The following is a 16,729-nucleotide window of genomic DNA, read 5'->3' as shown; positions in this document are numbered from 1 at the left end:
GGTTGGAGCGCAGCTTGATTATGACCCTGAGACAGAGGTTATGATGATGAGCAAGAACATGATGATGGATGGCAGCATCCGCATCTTCGCAGTCAAGCTCTCCAATGATGACATCCAGAAGGCCGCAGACAGGATCAGAGGCGCTGCTGAGACGATCCTTAAGACCCTGACCCAGGAGAAGGTGGACGAGGTCAAGGCCAAGACTGGCAAGGAGAAGGGCGTTGCCCTTAACAATGTCATCACCAATGTTTCAGAAACAATCAACAGGATCTACACTCAGGACCTTCCCGAGTCAGAGTCGGAGCCGTCAAACGAGTATAGCTATCAGCCTCTTTCAGAGTATGCAAGGTACATGATGGAGTTTGATGACATCGCTCAGGCTGGGCGTTTTGCCAAGGTGGTCCAGAGACTTCCAATCGTTGATTCTTCGCTTTACAAGGACAAGGGACGCTACTATCTGCTGGCAGGACTTATGTCTGCAGATGAGAGCATCATATATGATATGAGAAGGGCAGGAGTTGAGTACTCCCATATGCTTACGGTCAATTCACCGGAGGCTATGTTTATTGAGGAGCACGGTGAGTGCATCATAAGAGACGATGCGATCATCCACCTCTCAGACCTTGCTAAATAAGACAATGAACTTTGATGTAGCGATACTTAATTTTTCTAAAATCTATGATCAGGAGAGCTTTTATCGGTCAGATAAGAGCTCTCATTTTGTTGACCTTTCTGGCATATCAGGAACGAACTGTATGTGCGATGATGAGGCGAAAGAAAAGATCCAGAAGGCAATTTCTAAGTGCGGTAGTGTGCAGCAAGAGTACGATTCAAGCTCTTTTCTCCCGTACGGCCTTCACTACATAGACAACGGGAACTATCACTACGTGTCGTCAATTTACTTGAGCAGGGTAAAAGAATCTTTTTCTCTTGTGGTCTTAGATCATCACCCGGACATGCAGCGCCCAATGTTTGACATTTTGTCCTGTGGTGGCTGGATCGTGGACGTTCTTGATAACAATGAGTTTGTGCGGGATGTGCATGTGATTGGGGCGGACAGAGGGCTCATCGACGAGCTTCCGGATGCTGACAAGGCGAAAGTTCGGTTTTATGATATAGAGGATGTTTTTGGAAAAGAGCCTGATGGCAGTATAAAAGTATCCCTTCCCAATAGCTCTTTTCCCATGTACCTGTCAATTGACAAGGATGTGATAAAAAAAGATGAGCTTGTAGCCAACTGGGATCAGGGAGAAGCAGAGGCGGAGCAGGTCCTTGAGCTTGTAAGAACGCTTAGGGCTAAGAGTATCGGAACATGCAGTGCCCTGAATGAAGGAAAATTGCGGCTTCTTGGCATAGATATTTGCGGAGAGTGCGCCACAGATCAGGAAGGCGTGGACCTGGGCCAGGCGATCGCGGGAAATGATGTGTTTAACAAAAAGATTTTGGAGATTTTAAAAGATGGCTAAGAATTCTGAAGAAAAGACAAATGTAATGAGACTACTTTCTCAAAAGAAGATAGAGTATAAGAGCTATAGCTACGAGCCGGACCCGCACATGACAGGGACTGAGATTGCAGGGATCCTGGGGGAGAATGCTTCCAAGGTGTTCAAGACTTTGGTGACAGACTCTAAGTCCGGCGAACACTACGTTTTCGTCATTCCTGTTGAGAAGGAGCTGGACCTTAAGAAGGCCGCCAAGGCAGTTTCAGAGAAGGCTATTTCAATGCTTCCACAAAAAGAGCTTTTGCCCCTTACTGGTTATGTTCACGGAGGCTGCTCGCCAATAGGGATGAAGAAGAGCTTTACCACTGTTATCCACGAGGATATTAATGGCTTTGAGACTATTTTTTTCTCTGCAGGGAAAGTTGGATTTCAGGTGGAGGTTCCGGTAAAAGAGCTATCTAAGGTGGTGAGGTATACAACTGCTGATGTGTGCGAGTGATGCACCGGGTGGCAGGATAGAATGTTCGTGCAAATAGTAACGAAATAGCGTATAATATAATGCAAGAACCTTGAATTTACTAATGTTTGCACTTGGAGGAATTATGGAAAAGAGACTTAGAGACTACTTAAGACATCTTGAAAAGCTTGATTATGATGTAATCTCTGAAGAGGAGATATGGGAAGAAAGAGAGGGGCTGGAACTTAGGCTCACTGAGATCCACCAGGAAATGGTGAGGCTTCTGATCCCTATGTCTGCGCTACTTATCTGTGCATGTATCTTTTTGGGAGAGGCGTTAAACAGCTTCTCTATTGTGCAGTTTATAGCTGCTGGTGTAACAGGACTTCTGCTCCTTTACCTGGCTCTTAAATACAAGACATTATTTGGCGTTACCAGGCAGCTCTGCGCCTATGTAGACAAGCTGACTCTCAAATAAGGGCATTGACATATGCTGCCAAAATCGGTATTATTATTCTTGTCGCTTGCAGAAGTGGCGGAATGGCAGACGCGCATGGTTCAGGTCCATGTGTTGGCAACAACATGAGGGTTCAAGTCCCTTCTTCTGCACTGATAAACTAGCTCCGAAGCGCTCATGGCTTTGGAGTTATTTTTTTGCAAATATAGATTTTAATTGGAATTGAGGTTAGGGAAAATGGATAATAGTAAGATCACAACAGTCATTTTCGATATGGATGGAACTCTTTTGAACACCCTTGAGGATATAACGGATTCAGTGAATGTGATTCTTGAGCGCTATGACCTGCCACTTAGGACCATTGACGAGATCAGGCATATGGTAGGCAATGGAGCTTTGTATCTTATGGAAAGAGCTGTCACAGGAGGGAAAGAGCATCCTGAGTTTGACAGGATATTAGAGGAGTATCAGCAGTACTACGAAGAGCACTGCAATATCAAAACAGGGCCCTACAAGCACATTCCAGAGCTTCTTAAGGAGCTTAAGGAAAAGGGCTACAAGATGGCTATTGTTTCTAATAAGCCTATGGGAGCTGTAAAGGAGCTGACTAAGATATACTTTGGGGATTATGTTGATGTGGCAATCGGAGTTGCAGATGGACTTCGCAGAAAGCCTTATCCGGACGAGTGCCTGGCGGCTATGGAGGAACTTGGAAGCAGTAAAGAGGAGACAATTTACGTTGGAGATTCCGAAGTTGATCACAAAACGGCAATGAATTCAGGACTAAAGTGCATTTCTTGTTTATGGGGATTTCGTACACGCAGGGAGCTTGAAGAAGCCGGAGTGTCAGGAAATATCTTTGTTTCAGATCCACTGGAGATTCTTGACGTGCTCAACAAATAAACGCAATAACGATTTTTGCAAAAAAATTGAAATTTGGTGTTGACTTAAGGTTGTGCGTTTGATAATATATAAAAGTCGTCACAAGCGGTTAGCAAAAGCCGCTAAGGACGAAGGTTCGCGGAAGTGTCGGAATTGGCAGACGAGCAAGACTAAGGATCTTGTGACTTCTTTGTCGTGTGGGTTCAAGTCCCATCTTCCGCACTAGGTAAGATTAAGGCAAGTCAGGTTTTAACCTACTTGCCTTTTTTCTTTGTCTTTGTTCTTTTGGGTTACACTTGGGTTACAGTCCTTGAAATCTTTGGCTATTCTTTTACGGCTTAGCGCATTCGCATAAATCTCAACATAGTCTTCAACAGGTTTTCTAGAATAAATGTAACAATCCTGTGTTGTAGAAATATGCTTGTGACCTGCGGAGTTTTTTAATTGTCCGTCGGCTACACCGTTTTCGTGTAAGATTGAAAGGTAAGTTCGTCTAATCGCATGATTGCCAGAAGGGCGACCAACGATATCAAAACCATCTCTTTCGTTTCTTGTTCCGTTGATATTTCTTAAAGCATATTCAACACATTCGGAACGTATCCTATGCCCGTATCTATCAAGGAATATGAACTCATTATCTTTAAAACCATGTTCTTTGTTGTAATCAAGCGCCATGTTTATGAACTCCATTCCCTCAGGAGTGAGTGGAAGTTCACGCTCACCACATGTTGTTTTAGTGTGGTTTACTACGCTAGTACCTTGTTTTTTGTACTTATCGCCTTCCTTAATGATGGTGTGAAGTTCTTCCTTACCAACATGGATAATACTACCTCTGATGTCGGTTGTTTCTAATGCAACCAACTCACCAACTCGTAAGCCTAGTGAAAAGTTGAGACAAACGGCTAGATACGCTGTGTTTCCAGTACTCTTAAATAGTTCCTCGGCTCTATCAATTGCGTCTAGCATGGTTTCATCTGTGTAAACAATCTCTTCAAGTGGCTTTTGGGGTGGTACACGAAATTTGTTTTTTGATGGACGTGGAACAGAACGCGCTCTGTTTATAGGGATATAATCATGGTCTACTGCATAGTCAAGCATACAGTTAATTACAGATTTCATTTCGTTGTACTGCTTCATTGTCAACTCATTCGCTGATAACTGGGCATATAGAAAGTCCTCTATGTTTCCAACATTAAGTTCTTCTAGTGGTTTCTTTGAAATGGAACTGTCCTGATAATACTTATCCCAAACATATTTAATTTTCTTTGCGTTGTTCAAAGACGATGAGTGTTCTTTGGAGATTATCCAATCCTTAAATATGGTGCTTAAAGACTGCTTAACTCCATAGATACTTTCATAATGCTCTACTATTGATTTTTCAAGGTCCTCTTTTGTAGATTTGGCTATAAGCTTTCTGCCGTCCTTCTTTGTTGCGTCTGGAACTTTGGTACGCCAGCGTTTATCGCCTTCGCTTTGCCAAATACCGCAAAACTCTTTGTGTTTCTCTAAGATTGCTAGTTCTTTTTTCATTATTGCGTCATCTATTTTCTCTGACACATCACATACTGGGATAATACCTCGCTTACACAAGGTAGTCAAAGATAGAATGGTTTCATTCATCTCTTTGGTTGATACTCTAACAACATTAGACATCTCATTATTAAACTGGTTACTTCTTTTGCTCATTAAGTTTATCTCCCTTCATTTTTATATGCAGGGAAGAATTCTAGAATTTTCTCTTGCCCATTGTATTTCGAATGCTTCTCGGCTTAATTAACCCCAAAATCACAGTTTCAGCCATGTGCATAGAAGAATATTTGTGTACAGCTTTTTTGATCCTAATTTTCTGTATACAGCTTTTTTAGTCCTTCAAAAATCATTTTTTTTGTAAATAATTAACAACAATAGCTCAACCATGCATGTTTGAGGCTTGTTTTTGCCGAAAAAGGCTGTATGGAAAAAATCGGTCTGATTTAAATCGGTCATATTACATATGTAAAGACAATTAAACAAGGAGGATATTAAGTATGAACAATACAGCGATTATTGAGACTGAGAAACTATTACGAGGAATTACAGAAGAAGTCAGGACGTACCAAGGTTGGAAGAAGGACGGACGCCAAGTAGCAAAAGGCGAGAAGGCGGTATTCGGTACAAGGATTTACAAACTAATCAAAGAAGTTGACGAGGAAACAGGTGAGGAAGAAGAACACTTCATTCTTGTAAATGCCAAGTTCTTTGCCGAGAGCCAGTTAAAGGACTCAAAGGAAAAGGCTCTGAAGGAAGAATGTGAAGAAATATTGGCAGAACTGGACGGCGGGTCATCATTCAAGTCAATCAATAGAAGAATTAAGGACTTGGAAGATAAAGAAAAAAAATCCCGATAATTATCGGGATTTTTCAGCGGGAAATGTGTCTGTGGTTGATTAAGTCATAAGCCAACTTCATGTTGCGCTGTTCTAGGTGTTTCTTTTGGATTACAAGTGCATTATAAGCCTCCGCCAGCCTATTGTATTCATCTGACAAAGCATTGAGGCGTTGGTCGATAAGCGAGGCTTCTTTATCCATTGCCTTCTTGTATTCTTTGGTACTTAGTCCAGCAGCCTCATGCTCAGCAGAACCGCGCTCGACATTAAAGCCATGTCTTTGCAAGTACTTCGGGAGTTCATTATGAACAGAGAGAATAAAGTCCCGATTTATAAGTGACTTGCTGGATAGTCTATAGTCAGCAGTAATTGGGATGACATCAAGATGCAAATGTTGCAGTCCCGTACCTCTGCTATATGCCTCATCAGCGTGGGATATAGCCTGGATAACGTTGTCTTTTCCAAGTTTGTTCTGCATGTATTCTATGACTAATGTGAAATATTCGTCGGCTCTGTCGGCGGGGAGTTCTTCTGGATAAGAGAAGATACACTCCGCTAGCCAGTTCGATGAACGGGTGACGCGCGAACCATGTGACAGAACGCGCTCTTCAATCTGTTTCTTGCATGCCTGATATAGCGTTGTATCAGGTGTAATAAACACGCGGTTGAACTTGCTACATGCGGTGTCAATGTCCTGATTGCCGTAGTGCTTGTTTTTTCTTCGGTTGTGCCTGTCGATGCCATTTATGTTTTCTTTCTTGTAGCACTGACAGTGAAATGAAAACTTTGCCATAGCGACCTCCTTTCTAGGTTTAAGCCCCTATACCTTGACTATCGCCAAGGTGGGGCTTCAGCGTTCTTCGCTGTTGTAGTTGGGTGTTTGCCTTGTGTATTTTTCAACCTTCTCGGAGAAGTGCTCAGAACTGGCATCTTCATCATAGAAGTAAATGTTGTTGAGGTGCTTGTTGTATTCATCGCACTCGTCCTTGTAGTGCTGTATGAGTTCATCAAGCGTAAGTTTTTCGGTATCCATGTTATCGCCTCCTTTCACTAACAGTATGTGAGACGATATGGGCTGAAGGTGTAATTTTTATACCATTGTTGTTTTTTTTCTCACTTTTCGATTACTGTCGGTCATATTAAGAATAGGAACAAGATAAGTAGAGTATTCCATGGCGAAGAAATACCGATGTCGCGTTTTGGAGAACTGAGATTGTGAGAAGTTTACGTACGTAAAAGAATAACTGTAATGATATCTGTTGCGGATGAGATACATCGGGGACTTAGTTAAAGTCGCTTATTTTTAGCAATGAGATATCTTAAGCTCCCAAGTATTGGGAGCTTCCTGAAATTGTGAGTTCAAGAGCCTAAGCAAAATTGAGAGTCTTAGAGTTCGAGAACCTAAGGAATCTGAGAGACTTGGAGTTCTTGAGCAACCCGAGAGGTTACCCGAGCACACCCGAGCCTTATATCAATAAAAGACTATAGGTAAAATAGGAGGATTAAGTTTAATGAAGGGAATAACACAGAACAGAATAAATGATGTAAAGGACATAGACCTTATACAGTATCTTCTTGACAGATACCCTGATCGATTTACCAAAAGGAAGAATGGAACACAACTGGTCTATAAGAACAACAAGTCTTTAGTCATCTACGGAGACCACGCCTATGATTTCGGAGAGGTCAACCATGCATATAAAGATAGCATCTATGTAGAACAGATGCTCAGCGGTTGCACATTCATGGAAGCAGTGGAACGGCTTGAAGTATGGAAACAATCCAAGGGCGATTGTGATGATAAGATAAGACTGGATTTGTTTGATAATGTTCGTTCTGACATAGACACATGTATTGGGGAAGAACAGTTATTTATGATTAAGTGATATGCCTTGATTGTCGGTGTTACGTTTAATATAATTGATGTAGTTATAAAATCATTCTTGAATGGAGGATTCATATGTATTGTAAATTCTGTGCCGCAGAAATTGATGATGATTGCGTTGTATGTCCAAAGTGTGGTAAGCAAGTAGGACAATTAGAAGGTGCGAGTAATCAACCAATAATAATTAACAATTCATCTAGTTCCTCTGCATCAGCAGCCGCTTCGGCTGCCGCAACCGTTGTGGGTGTACCACGTGGAAAAATGTGTAATAAAACAACTGCACTCCTTTTATGCATTTTCTTAGGGGTCTTTGGTGCACATAAGTTTTATGAAGGTAAAATTGGAATGGGTATTTTATATCTACTTACGGGAGGATTATTTTGCATAGGTTGGATAATTGATATTATTGCTCTTATCGGAAAACCTAATCCATATTATGTTTAATATTATCTAATTGGGTTACACTTTGGGTTACAAAAAGAATGTGATGTGTCAAAGACTCCTTTCTTTCTGTATTTTTTGGAAGTCAGGATGGTTCAAGTCCCATCTTCCGCACGAAATAAAAAAGGAATCGGTTTAGACCGGTTCCTTTTTTATTTCGTGCAGAAGGGGACTCTCACCCAGCAGCTTATGCTGCGCGGGTTCAGGGATTCACACTAGACTCGAAAGAACCTCGTCAAGTGTTCACCCATGGCTCGCACTAGGCTCGAAAATACCTCGCCAAGTGCTCTGCTCAAAGTCCCATCTTCCAAACGAAACTGGAAGGATCAACTCGAAAGAGTTGGTCTTTTTTTGTTTATAGTAATTTATGAATTTTTATACGAAATATGAATTATAATATACTTAACTGTGGAATAAGATGAGGGGGCTATGAGCGAAAGGCGGTAGTATGCTGAAAAGATACTTCTTCCCGGTTGTTGACAAAGAAGTTCAAAAACTGATGGATGAGACAAGTACCAAGAGTATAGAGAATATTTCCATTATAGTAGCCATTTTTGAATCTATAACTTTGGCTTTCTTTATTCTGACCAGAAAGAGCATCGGCAGAGAAGAGCTTATCAGCATTCATAGTGTGCTATTTTGCATTTTTACTTGCCTTGCTGGCTTTTTGGTTTCCAACCTTCTTCTCAAAAAGGGACTTGAAGACCATTGGAAGGTTGTGGCCCTGAACACGACCTATTATATGCTTATGGCGCTGTGGGCTATGTGGGGTTCACACAGTAAGTATGCAGATGGAGAGCAGATGCTGACATTTTATGCAGTTGAAGTCATGCTGGTCTGCTTTATTGTATTGAAACCCTGGTTTAGCATGATCCTGGCGATCCTGACCTATGCGCTTTTATTTGGGATGATCTATCAGGTGGATCACGCAGCAAGTATAAATGCCATAAACTATTTTATCCTCACTCTTGTATCAGGACTTGGAATGGCTGTGCGTTATAATTCACTTATGGCCAGCTGTGAGGCAACTATCAAGCTCCAAAAGGCCAAGGATACGGAAATACAGGACAAGATGAATATCCTTAAGTCGATTGCTGATATTTACGACAAGGTAAATCTTATTGATTTTAAAGAATGTACTGAGATGTCAGTAAGAGGTAAGGAGCAGAAAAAATACACAATTGATCTCGAAAATATGCCTTATACTATTATGACCCGCAAGATCAGGGAACGTGTAATGCCGGATCAACTTGAAAACTTTATTAGATTTACAAATATTGGAACGGTACAGGAAAGGCTTATTGGCAAGAGACTTATAAGTGATGACTTCATCAATGTGGTCGATGGATGGTTCAGAGCCCAGTACATTCCAGTGGAACTGGATGAAAATGGCGTTCCTACTCAGATTGTATTTACAACGCGAAATGTAGATGAGGAGAAGCGAAGAGAAGAGCGCCTTGTCAGGATTGCCATGACTGATGAACTTACAAGGCTCTTTAACAGACGAAGTTATGAGGAAGATCTGGCCGAATTTGCGCAGAATGGGCTTCCGGAAGACTTTGTTATCCTTTCGGCAGATGTTAATGGTCTTAAGAAAGTTAATGACACCAAGGGACATGCAGGAGGCGATGAGCTCATTAAAGGCGCAGCAGAATGTCTTTTGCTTGCCATAGGCAGTAAGGGCAAGGTTTACAGAATTGGCGGAGATGAATTTGCTGCAATCCTAAGGACGAACGAGCCACAGGCGGTTTGCAGGGATATTGAAAACCAGGTCAGCAACTGGTATGGACAGTATTCCCATTCGCTGTCACTGTCAATTGGCTACGCTTCCTATACAGACAATAAAGCGCTTAATATACACGAACTTGAGAGAAAAGCTGACGATGCAATGTACAAGTCTAAGGCTGAGTACTACGAGAAAAAAGGCATAGACAGAAGGGGCGACAAGCGCATCCAGTAAAATATGACAAAAGAACCGTCCCCGTGTCATGTTGTGCACAATGAGACAGTAGAACCGTCCCCGTGTCTTGTTACAAACTTAAGGGTAGCTGCCTATGAAAGACAACAAAAAACCTCTAAGTACTATATTTTATTACAATCTGATATTTGCAGCGCTGGTGCTGGTGGTGTTTTTCTATGCACTTTTCTTTACTGATGCCTTTGGGCGGGACTTTTCAGAAAATCTAGTTTACTTTTCGGACAACTGGCATGATTCTGCCGGAAATACCTACAATCTTGATATAACCGAATTAAAATCTTTTGCCGGGAATGTGACGCTTACTAATACGCTTCCTGATGATCTTAAGGATGGCGACAGCCTGTGCTTTTTATCAAAATACTGCAACGTTAAGGTTTACATGAATGGTGATTGCATATACGCATATGAGCCCAAAGAGAACCTTACTGGATTTGGTGAAGGAACGGTATTTCATAGTGTAGGGCTCTGTGAGCATGACTGCGGAAAGAGCGTGATAATTGAGATTTACAGGCTCAGCATAAAGTCAAGGATTGGCGAAGTCTATAATGTCTATTTGGGACAATCATCAGACTACATACATATGATGGTCAGTCAGAATGCCATATCACTTTTTCTGACGCTCCTTATTATCTTCTTTGGTTTTATAATCATACTTATCTGGCTTGGAATATCTGATAAAAAGGGTATTCCGCTGGATATTCTTGACCTGGGTGTTGGTTCAGGTCTCTTTGGTCTGTGGATCCTTGGAGGAATGCCAGTAATCCAGACATTGTCAGGCATCAATATAATGTGGCGCGTCTTTAACAGGCTTTTTGTAATGATGGTGCCGTATCCTTTTGTGAGGTTCCTCAATTCTTCCACAAGGCAAAAAAGAAAAACCTATGAGTATGTGGCCTTTTTTGCAACGCTTATCATAACTGTTTCTATCATGGGACTGAGGTTCTACGCGGATGCTGACATGATGAACAGTTTCGTTCCTTTTGAAATTCTTGCTGTTATTACCACCATCGTTCTTGTGACAGCTCTTTTGATAGATGATTTTATGTACTGCAAGAGAAGAAATCTTCCTGTTAAGAACAAGATCATTACATTTGCGTTCTTTGAAATGGCTGTGTGCAGCATAATTGAACTGGTCGTTTATCTATTTGATCTCTGGAGCCATCATTTTGGCTTCTTTATAAGAATAGGCATGGTGCTGTTTTTGGCAACGGTCATGGCACAGTTTGTAAACTGGTGGATGAGAGACCAGGCGGCTGTTGACAGAGACAGATTCATAAACCATTCGCTGCAGGTGGCAGTCAGCACCAAAAACCCATCAGACAGCATCAGGATGCTTCTTGAGTATATTGCAAAAGAGCTTGGGGCAAGCCGTGCGTTTATCTATGAGGATAAGAAAAAAGAGAAGTTTAAGATCACCTATGAGTGGTTCAAAGAGGGTCTTGATCCTATGCCCAAAGAAACCCTTGTTCTGAACTACGAAAATAGCGAAGAGCAGTTCCTTGAAAAGATGAGTTGCTATGAAGGCAACAACGAATATAAATCCATAAAGCTTGGTGATACGCTCCTTGGCTTTCTGGCGGTCAATGATATTGAGATTGAGCGCGTAAAGAGTGTCGATGAAGTTATGGACATCATGGCATACTTTTTTGGCCAGTTCATAGGTCAGCGCAAGGAGCAGGAGAGGATGCTCTATTACAGCTACCACGACCCTGTGTCAGGTGCCATGAACAGAAGTGCTATGAGTGAGTTCGCAGAAAAACAGATGGATTATTCACAGCCCTTTGGATATGTGGTATGTGAGGTGGCGGGGCTTCGTGAGATCAATGACAATATCCGCCACGAGAATACTGAAGCTATACTTAGAAATACTGCAAGGTGTCTCATGGATGCTTTTGGCGATGAAAATGTCTATGCTGTATCCGGCGAAGAATTTGTATGCTTTGGCTTTGAAAATGATGAGTACTCGTTCCTTAACGATCTTGAAAGAGCCAAGAAGTATCTTAATGAAAAAGAGTGCAGGACATATATTGGGGCGTGCTACTGTGCCAATGGCACTACAGATATCATGAACGTCATCAGATACACAAGACAGCTTTTGGTAAAGGACAGAGAAAGCAAAAATGGCCATTAAAGGAGCAGCAAACTGTGGGAGATAATCATCAACAGACCATAAAGACCCATAATACCGTAGTCGCAATACTTTCAATTGCAGGCGTCGGAGCCATCCTTGAGAGCGCAACCCAGGGGTGGGAATTTTGGATGCCTCCAGTTATCATAGCCGGAGTGGTTGGAGCCGGATGGATGCACGTGACTCAGAAGGGAACAGCCAGATTCAGAGAGGATTTCTATCTGATCTTTTCCATGTTCATAGCTTTTTTCCATGGAGTTCACAAGAGCAGCTTTTTTGACCTGTATATAGTCGCTGCGCTTCTTATGGCTGTTGCTGCCCTGATAAAAAGAATTGATTTTATGAGGCTCATTTTTATAGAGTTCATGGTCCTTATCGCCACTCAGATAGTGATGGCAAAGCGGGATAAAGTTGTCTTTGACTCCATGACCATATCAAGAGTACTTTTGCATGTGATCTCTATGGTCTGTCTGTACATCGTACTTAAAACCATTGTTGAAAAGATATTAGAGAGCAATTCAGCTGTGGACAAGCTGGAAAACACCATAAGATCCAATGACCATGACATGGAAGATTTTCTTGTCAATCTCTCCCATGAGCTTCGTACCCCTATCAACGTAATAAATGGTCTTACAGACCTTATTTTGAAAAGAGAACGCAGAGAAGATATACAGACCATAAAAAATGCAGGACTTCGCATATCTCACCAGATAGAGGATATTCAGGATTACAGTGAGATCCAGAGGCATAACGTCATCATAGAGAACGAGAGATATATGATCACATCTCTGCTTAATGACGTACTTATTGGCTATAACACTCTAAGAGACAAGATAGACCTGGATTTCGTAGTGGATTTGGACCCGGAAGTGCCTTCTGTCATGAAGGGAGATATGAAAAAGATCCAAAAGATCATAAGTCACCTTCTTGATAATGCTTTTAAGTTCACAAGAGTTGGAGGAGCCTGCCTTAAAATAACTGCCTATAAAAAGGACTACGGTGTAAACCTCATTATTGAAGTTTCAGATACCGGTGTTGGATTGAGCCAGAAGGATCTGAGCAGGATAACAAAGGGCATTTATCAGGCTGATAAAAAGAGAGACAGAAGTACCGGAGGTATCGGCCTTGGGCTTTCAGTAGTTCTTGGACTTGTCCGCAGTATGGACGGCTTTGTTAAGATAGAGAGCCAGAAAAATATGGGCACCACTGTAAGGATCAGTATCTTCCAGGAGGTTATTGACCCATCTCCCTGCATGTCCATAAATACAAGCAGCTTCATAAATGTTGTTATCTACAACTGGCTAAACAGATATGAGGTACCAGGTCTTGGACTTATGTACAAGAACATGTCTGAAAATCTGGCCAGGGGCCTTCGTCACAATCTGTTCTTCGCAAGCAACATTGATGATTTTAAAAAGCTCATTGCAAGAGGTGATATAACTCATGCGTTTGTTGGCGATGTTGAGTATGAACATGACAGGGATTACTTTGAAAATGAGCTTGATAAAGGCATTGTTCTGTCAATAACAGCAGAGGAAGACTATGTAGCTAAAAAAGATACAAGAGCGATCATCATAAGAAAACCAGTTTATGGTATGTCTATTGTTCAGGTACTTAATGGAACAACAAACGGAAACGTTGTTTCCTTTGAAGAAAATTTTGAAAAGCCTGATCTTGAGGGTATAAGAGCCCTTGTAGTAGATGATGAGCCAATGAATCTTGTGGTGGCCACAGGTCTTTTTAAAGAATACAAGATGATCATAGATACTGCAGACAGCGGTATGGAAGCACTGGATAAGTTTGGCAGAAATGAATATGACGTAATCTTCATGGATCACATGATGCCACAGATGGATGGTGTTGAGGCCATGAAGAGGATAAGAAGTGCGGCAGAAAGAGATGGTAAAAAGGTGGCCATTGTGGCCTTAACTGCCAATGCAGTCAGCGGAGCGAAGGAGATGTTCCTAAGAGAAGGCTTCGATGGCTTTATTTCTAAGCCTATCATTATCAGCGATTTTGAGAGAGTGATGCAGCGTGTAGTGACTGAGGGCAAGGCTGGAAACAGGGGAGGTAAGCGCTGATGATCAAGATGTTTAGGAAAATGGTCGATGGCCTTAAGGATCCTTCCAGAAGTTTTAGAGACCGAGTTTATATACTTTTGACATTCATAACTGTATTCTTCATAGCACTGGCGCTTATTGGAGATATCATTACCGGTGAAAACATAGTGGAGATCACGACGCTTGCTGTCACTGTTGCTGTTGCGCCTATAATGACTGTTCTGGCTATTAAAAGGAACAGGGTAATAATCGCAGTAAGGCTTACGGTAGTTGCAATCCTGGCGGTGATCCTTCCAATAGTTTTTTACTACGGCGGTGGCATAAGAGGTGGCGGCGCTGTATGGATCATCTTTGCTTATCTTTACACTGGACTTGTAGTTTCTGGAAAATGGAAGCCGGTTATGCTGGCCATTATAACGGCGGAGACCATAGGCTTTTATCTTGATGGCTATTTTCATCCTGAGAGGGTCATTCACCACTCGGAGAGAATGTACTACATTGACTCTCTTATTTCTGTCATACTTGTGGGCATCATCTGCTGCGTAATGGTGTGGTTCGTTGAGTGGCTCTTTAGGGCTGAGAACAAAAGAGCTAAAGAAGAGACCAAAAAGGTTGAGGAACTTAATAAATCACAGAACAGATTCTTTTCCAGTATGAGCCATGAGATCAGGACTCCTATAAACTCCATTCTTGGTCTTAATGAGATAATACTAAGACAGGAAGACGCATCCGATGAGATCAAAAAGGATGCTGCCAATATTCAGGGAGCAGGAAAAATGCTGCTTGCCCTTGTAAATGATATCCTGGACCTTTCCAAGATTGAAGCTGGAAGAATGGACATTGTACCAGTTAACTACAGCGTTGCTACTCTGGTTTCGGACATTGTAAACATGATGTGGCTAAGGGCTGAGCAAAAGGGCCTTGAGTTTAAGGTGGAGATAGATCCCACAATCCCAAGAGAGCTCTTTGGCGATGAAATGCGCATCAAGCAGATCCTGGTCAACCTCCTGAACAACGCCGTAAAGTACACTAAGGAAGGTACTGTGACCTTCCATATGGAAGAAGAGGACATAAGGGATGATTCTGTTCATATCTTGTTTTCCGTAACTGATTCAGGTATTGGAATAAAGCAGGATACGCTTCCCTATATTTTCAATGCCTTTCAGAGAGTTGATGAGGAAAATACCACCAAGATCGAAGGTACGGGACTTGGACTTTCTATAGTAAAGCAGCTTGTAGAGCTGATGAACGGAGATATAACTGTCAGCAGCGTCTATACACAGGGGTCTACTTTTACTGTTTCCCTTTGGCAAAAGATAACCAATCCTATGGCGGTTGGAGAGATAGATATTGCCAACTATGGAAGTGCTGTGTCAGGAAGAGATTATGAAGTCAGCTTTACTGCTCCTGAAGCAAGGGTTCTTATTGTTGATGACAATGAGATGAACCTTGAAGTCGAGAAAAAGCTCCTTCTTGGAACCAAGATGGCCATTGATACTGCAGATAGCGGAGAGGAAGCTCTTTCCATGACTGCAAATATCCGGTATGACATCATCCTTATGGACCATCTGATGCCAGGCATGAATGGAATAGAGTGCATGCAGAGGATCAGAAAACAGGCAGGAGGAAGAAATAATCACGCTCCGATCATTGTCCTTACAGCCAATGCTGGAAGTGAAAACAGGGAGCTTTACTCATCCAGTGGTTTTGATGGTTATCTTGTAAAACCAGTTTCGGGGAAGCAGCTTGAAGAGACTATTTTGGCCCACCTTCCTGAGACTATTGTGACCCGCCAGACCAGTACTGAAACGCTACGCGCCCAGACCAAATCTTCAAGGGGATACACCAGAAAGATTCCTGTTGCCATCACAATAAACAGCATGAGCGATCTTCCTGATATCATTCTCAAAAATCTTCAGATCGATGCCATACCATTTAAGGTACTTTCTGATGGAAGGGAGTATTACGACGCAATAGAGGCTGATCCGGATGAAGTCCTTCGCTATATGGAGGAGGGCAAGAACTTCTCATCTGAGCCACCGACTGTGGCTGAATTTGAGCAATTCTTTGAAAAAGAGCTTAAGAAGGCCCATCAGGTCATTCACATAACCATTTCTGCTGAGATCAGCAAGGAGTATGAGAATGCAAAAGAGGCTGCAAAGGCCTACGGAAATGTTTATGTTTACAACTCCGGCATCAACTCAAGCGCCATGGGCATCATGGCTCTTTTGGCATATCATATGGCAGGACAGGGCCTTACTCCTGGCAACATATTGGGGGAACTTAATAACATCAAAAAGAACATTCACTGCACCTTTGTGGCCAGTGATCCGGTAGTCCTTTACAGGAGAGGATTTGTGGGCAAGGGAACCTATGGCTTTATGCAGTCAATAGGAATGAAGCCTTTCATGCTGATAAAAGACGGCGTTTTCAGGCTTGACAGAGCTCATTTTGGGGACACCTGGAAAGGATATAAAAAGTACATAGAATATGCGCTTCCAAGGAATGCTAAACCCAATCTTGACTTTGTATTTATCACCCACGCAGGTGTATCTGAGGAGATGCTTGAAAAGATCAAGGAGATGGTTCTTTTGAGATTCCCGTTTAAAAACGTGATATTCCAAAAGGCCTGT

15 protein-coding genes and 2 tRNA genes are annotated in these 16,729 nt (G+C 42.1%); 14 read left to right on the top strand and 3 right to left on the bottom strand.

The features are described 5' to 3' along the window. The 7 genes from J6I68_RS05880 to J6I68_RS05850 all read left to right on the top strand — a co-directional run. The coding region (locus J6I68_RS05880) for an adaptor protein MecA (protein WP_292218447.1) at positions 1-634 on the top strand (634 nt) is incomplete at its 5' end. Next, positions 600-1,466 carry a hypothetical protein gene (locus tag J6I68_RS05875; protein ID WP_292218445.1) on the top strand — a complete coding sequence of 289 codons (867 nt, stop codon included), beginning with the start codon at positions 600-602 and terminating at the stop codon, positions 1,464-1,466. The genes J6I68_RS05880 and J6I68_RS05875, both read left to right, overlap by 35 nt. Further along, a complete protein-coding gene (gene ybaK / locus J6I68_RS05870) occupies positions 1,459-1,941 on the top strand; it encodes a Cys-tRNA(Pro) deacylase (protein ID WP_292218443.1) in 483 nt (160 codons plus the stop codon). The genes J6I68_RS05875 and ybaK overlap by 8 nt, the downstream gene beginning before the upstream one ends. 103 nt (positions 1,942-2,044) lie before the next feature. After that, on the top strand, positions 2,045-2,377 hold the full coding sequence (locus J6I68_RS05865; protein WP_292218441.1) for a hypothetical protein: 333 nt from the start codon (positions 2,045-2,047) through the stop codon (positions 2,375-2,377). A 48-nt stretch (positions 2,378-2,425) separates the two neighbouring features. Continuing rightward, a tRNA-Leu gene (locus J6I68_RS05860) sits at positions 2,426-2,508 on the top strand. Positions 2,509-2,593: 85 nt separating this feature from the next. Then, entirely contained in the window at positions 2,594-3,259 is a 666-nt protein-coding gene (locus J6I68_RS05855) for an HAD family hydrolase (protein ID WP_292218440.1), read from the top strand. Between the two features lie 117 nt (positions 3,260-3,376). Further along, positions 3,377-3,460 (top strand) — tRNA-Leu (locus J6I68_RS05850). Positions 3,461-3,487: 27 nt separating this feature from the next. On the opposite strand, the gene J6I68_RS05845 is transcribed toward J6I68_RS05850, so the two are convergent. Beyond that, positions 3,488-4,924, bottom strand: a complete 1,437-nt coding sequence (locus J6I68_RS05845; RefSeq protein ID WP_292218438.1) for a tyrosine-type recombinase/integrase — start codon at positions 4,922-4,924, stop codon at positions 3,488-3,490. Positions 4,925-5,265: 341 nt separating this feature from the next. On the opposite strand from J6I68_RS05845, the gene J6I68_RS05840 reads away from it, so the two are divergent. Continuing rightward, positions 5,266-5,625: a hypothetical protein gene (locus J6I68_RS05840; RefSeq protein ID WP_292218436.1), complete on the top strand. Its 360-nt coding sequence runs from the start codon at positions 5,266-5,268 to the stop codon at positions 5,623-5,625. Between the two features lie 13 nt (positions 5,626-5,638). Here J6I68_RS05840 and J6I68_RS05835 read toward each other — a convergent pair whose 3' ends face one another. Beyond that, on the bottom strand, positions 5,639-6,397 hold the full coding sequence (locus tag J6I68_RS05835; protein WP_292218435.1) for a plasmid recombination protein: 759 nt from the start codon (positions 6,395-6,397) through the stop codon (positions 5,639-5,641). 57 nt (positions 6,398-6,454) lie between these two features. Beyond that, a complete protein-coding gene (locus J6I68_RS05830; protein ID WP_292218432.1) occupies positions 6,455-6,637 on the bottom strand; it encodes a hypothetical protein in 183 nt (60 codons plus the stop codon). A gap of 478 nt (positions 6,638-7,115) precedes the next feature. Here J6I68_RS05830 and J6I68_RS05825 point away from each other — a divergent pair, with 478 nt between their 5' ends. From J6I68_RS05825 to J6I68_RS05800, 6 genes are all read left to right on the top strand, one after another. Beyond that, complete coding sequence (locus tag J6I68_RS05825; RefSeq protein ID WP_292218430.1) at positions 7,116-7,490, top strand: hypothetical protein; 375 nt, start codon at positions 7,116-7,118, stop codon at positions 7,488-7,490. A gap of 74 nt (positions 7,491-7,564) precedes the next feature. Beyond that, positions 7,565-7,933 carry a TM2 domain-containing protein gene (locus J6I68_RS05820; protein ID WP_292218428.1) on the top strand — a complete coding sequence of 123 codons (369 nt, stop codon included), beginning with the start codon at positions 7,565-7,567 and terminating at the stop codon, positions 7,931-7,933. A 445-nt stretch (positions 7,934-8,378) separates the two neighbouring features. After that, positions 8,379-9,890: a GGDEF domain-containing protein gene (locus tag J6I68_RS05815; RefSeq protein WP_292218426.1), complete on the top strand. Its 1,512-nt coding sequence runs from the start codon at positions 8,379-8,381 to the stop codon at positions 9,888-9,890. A gap of 94 nt (positions 9,891-9,984) precedes the next feature. Continuing rightward, entirely contained in the window at positions 9,985-12,039 is a 2,055-nt protein-coding gene (locus J6I68_RS05810) for a GGDEF domain-containing protein (protein ID WP_292218423.1), read from the top strand. A 14-nt stretch (positions 12,040-12,053) separates the two neighbouring features. Further along, positions 12,054-14,117, top strand: coding sequence for a response regulator (locus J6I68_RS05805; RefSeq protein ID WP_292218420.1), 2,064 nt, complete (start codon positions 12,054-12,056; stop codon positions 14,115-14,117). Beyond that, on the top strand, positions 14,117-16,729 hold a 2,613-nt coding region (locus tag J6I68_RS05800; RefSeq protein ID WP_292218417.1), incomplete at its 3' end, for a DegV family protein. The genes J6I68_RS05805 and J6I68_RS05800, both read left to right, overlap by 1 nt.

Origin of the sequence: Butyrivibrio sp., from assembly GCF_017940685.1 — a bacterium.
GTDB lineage: Bacteria > Bacillota > Clostridia > Lachnospirales > Lachnospiraceae > Butyrivibrio.
The sequence above is the reverse complement of the archived record's forward strand: the minus strand, read 5'-3'. Positions and strand labels throughout refer to the sequence as shown.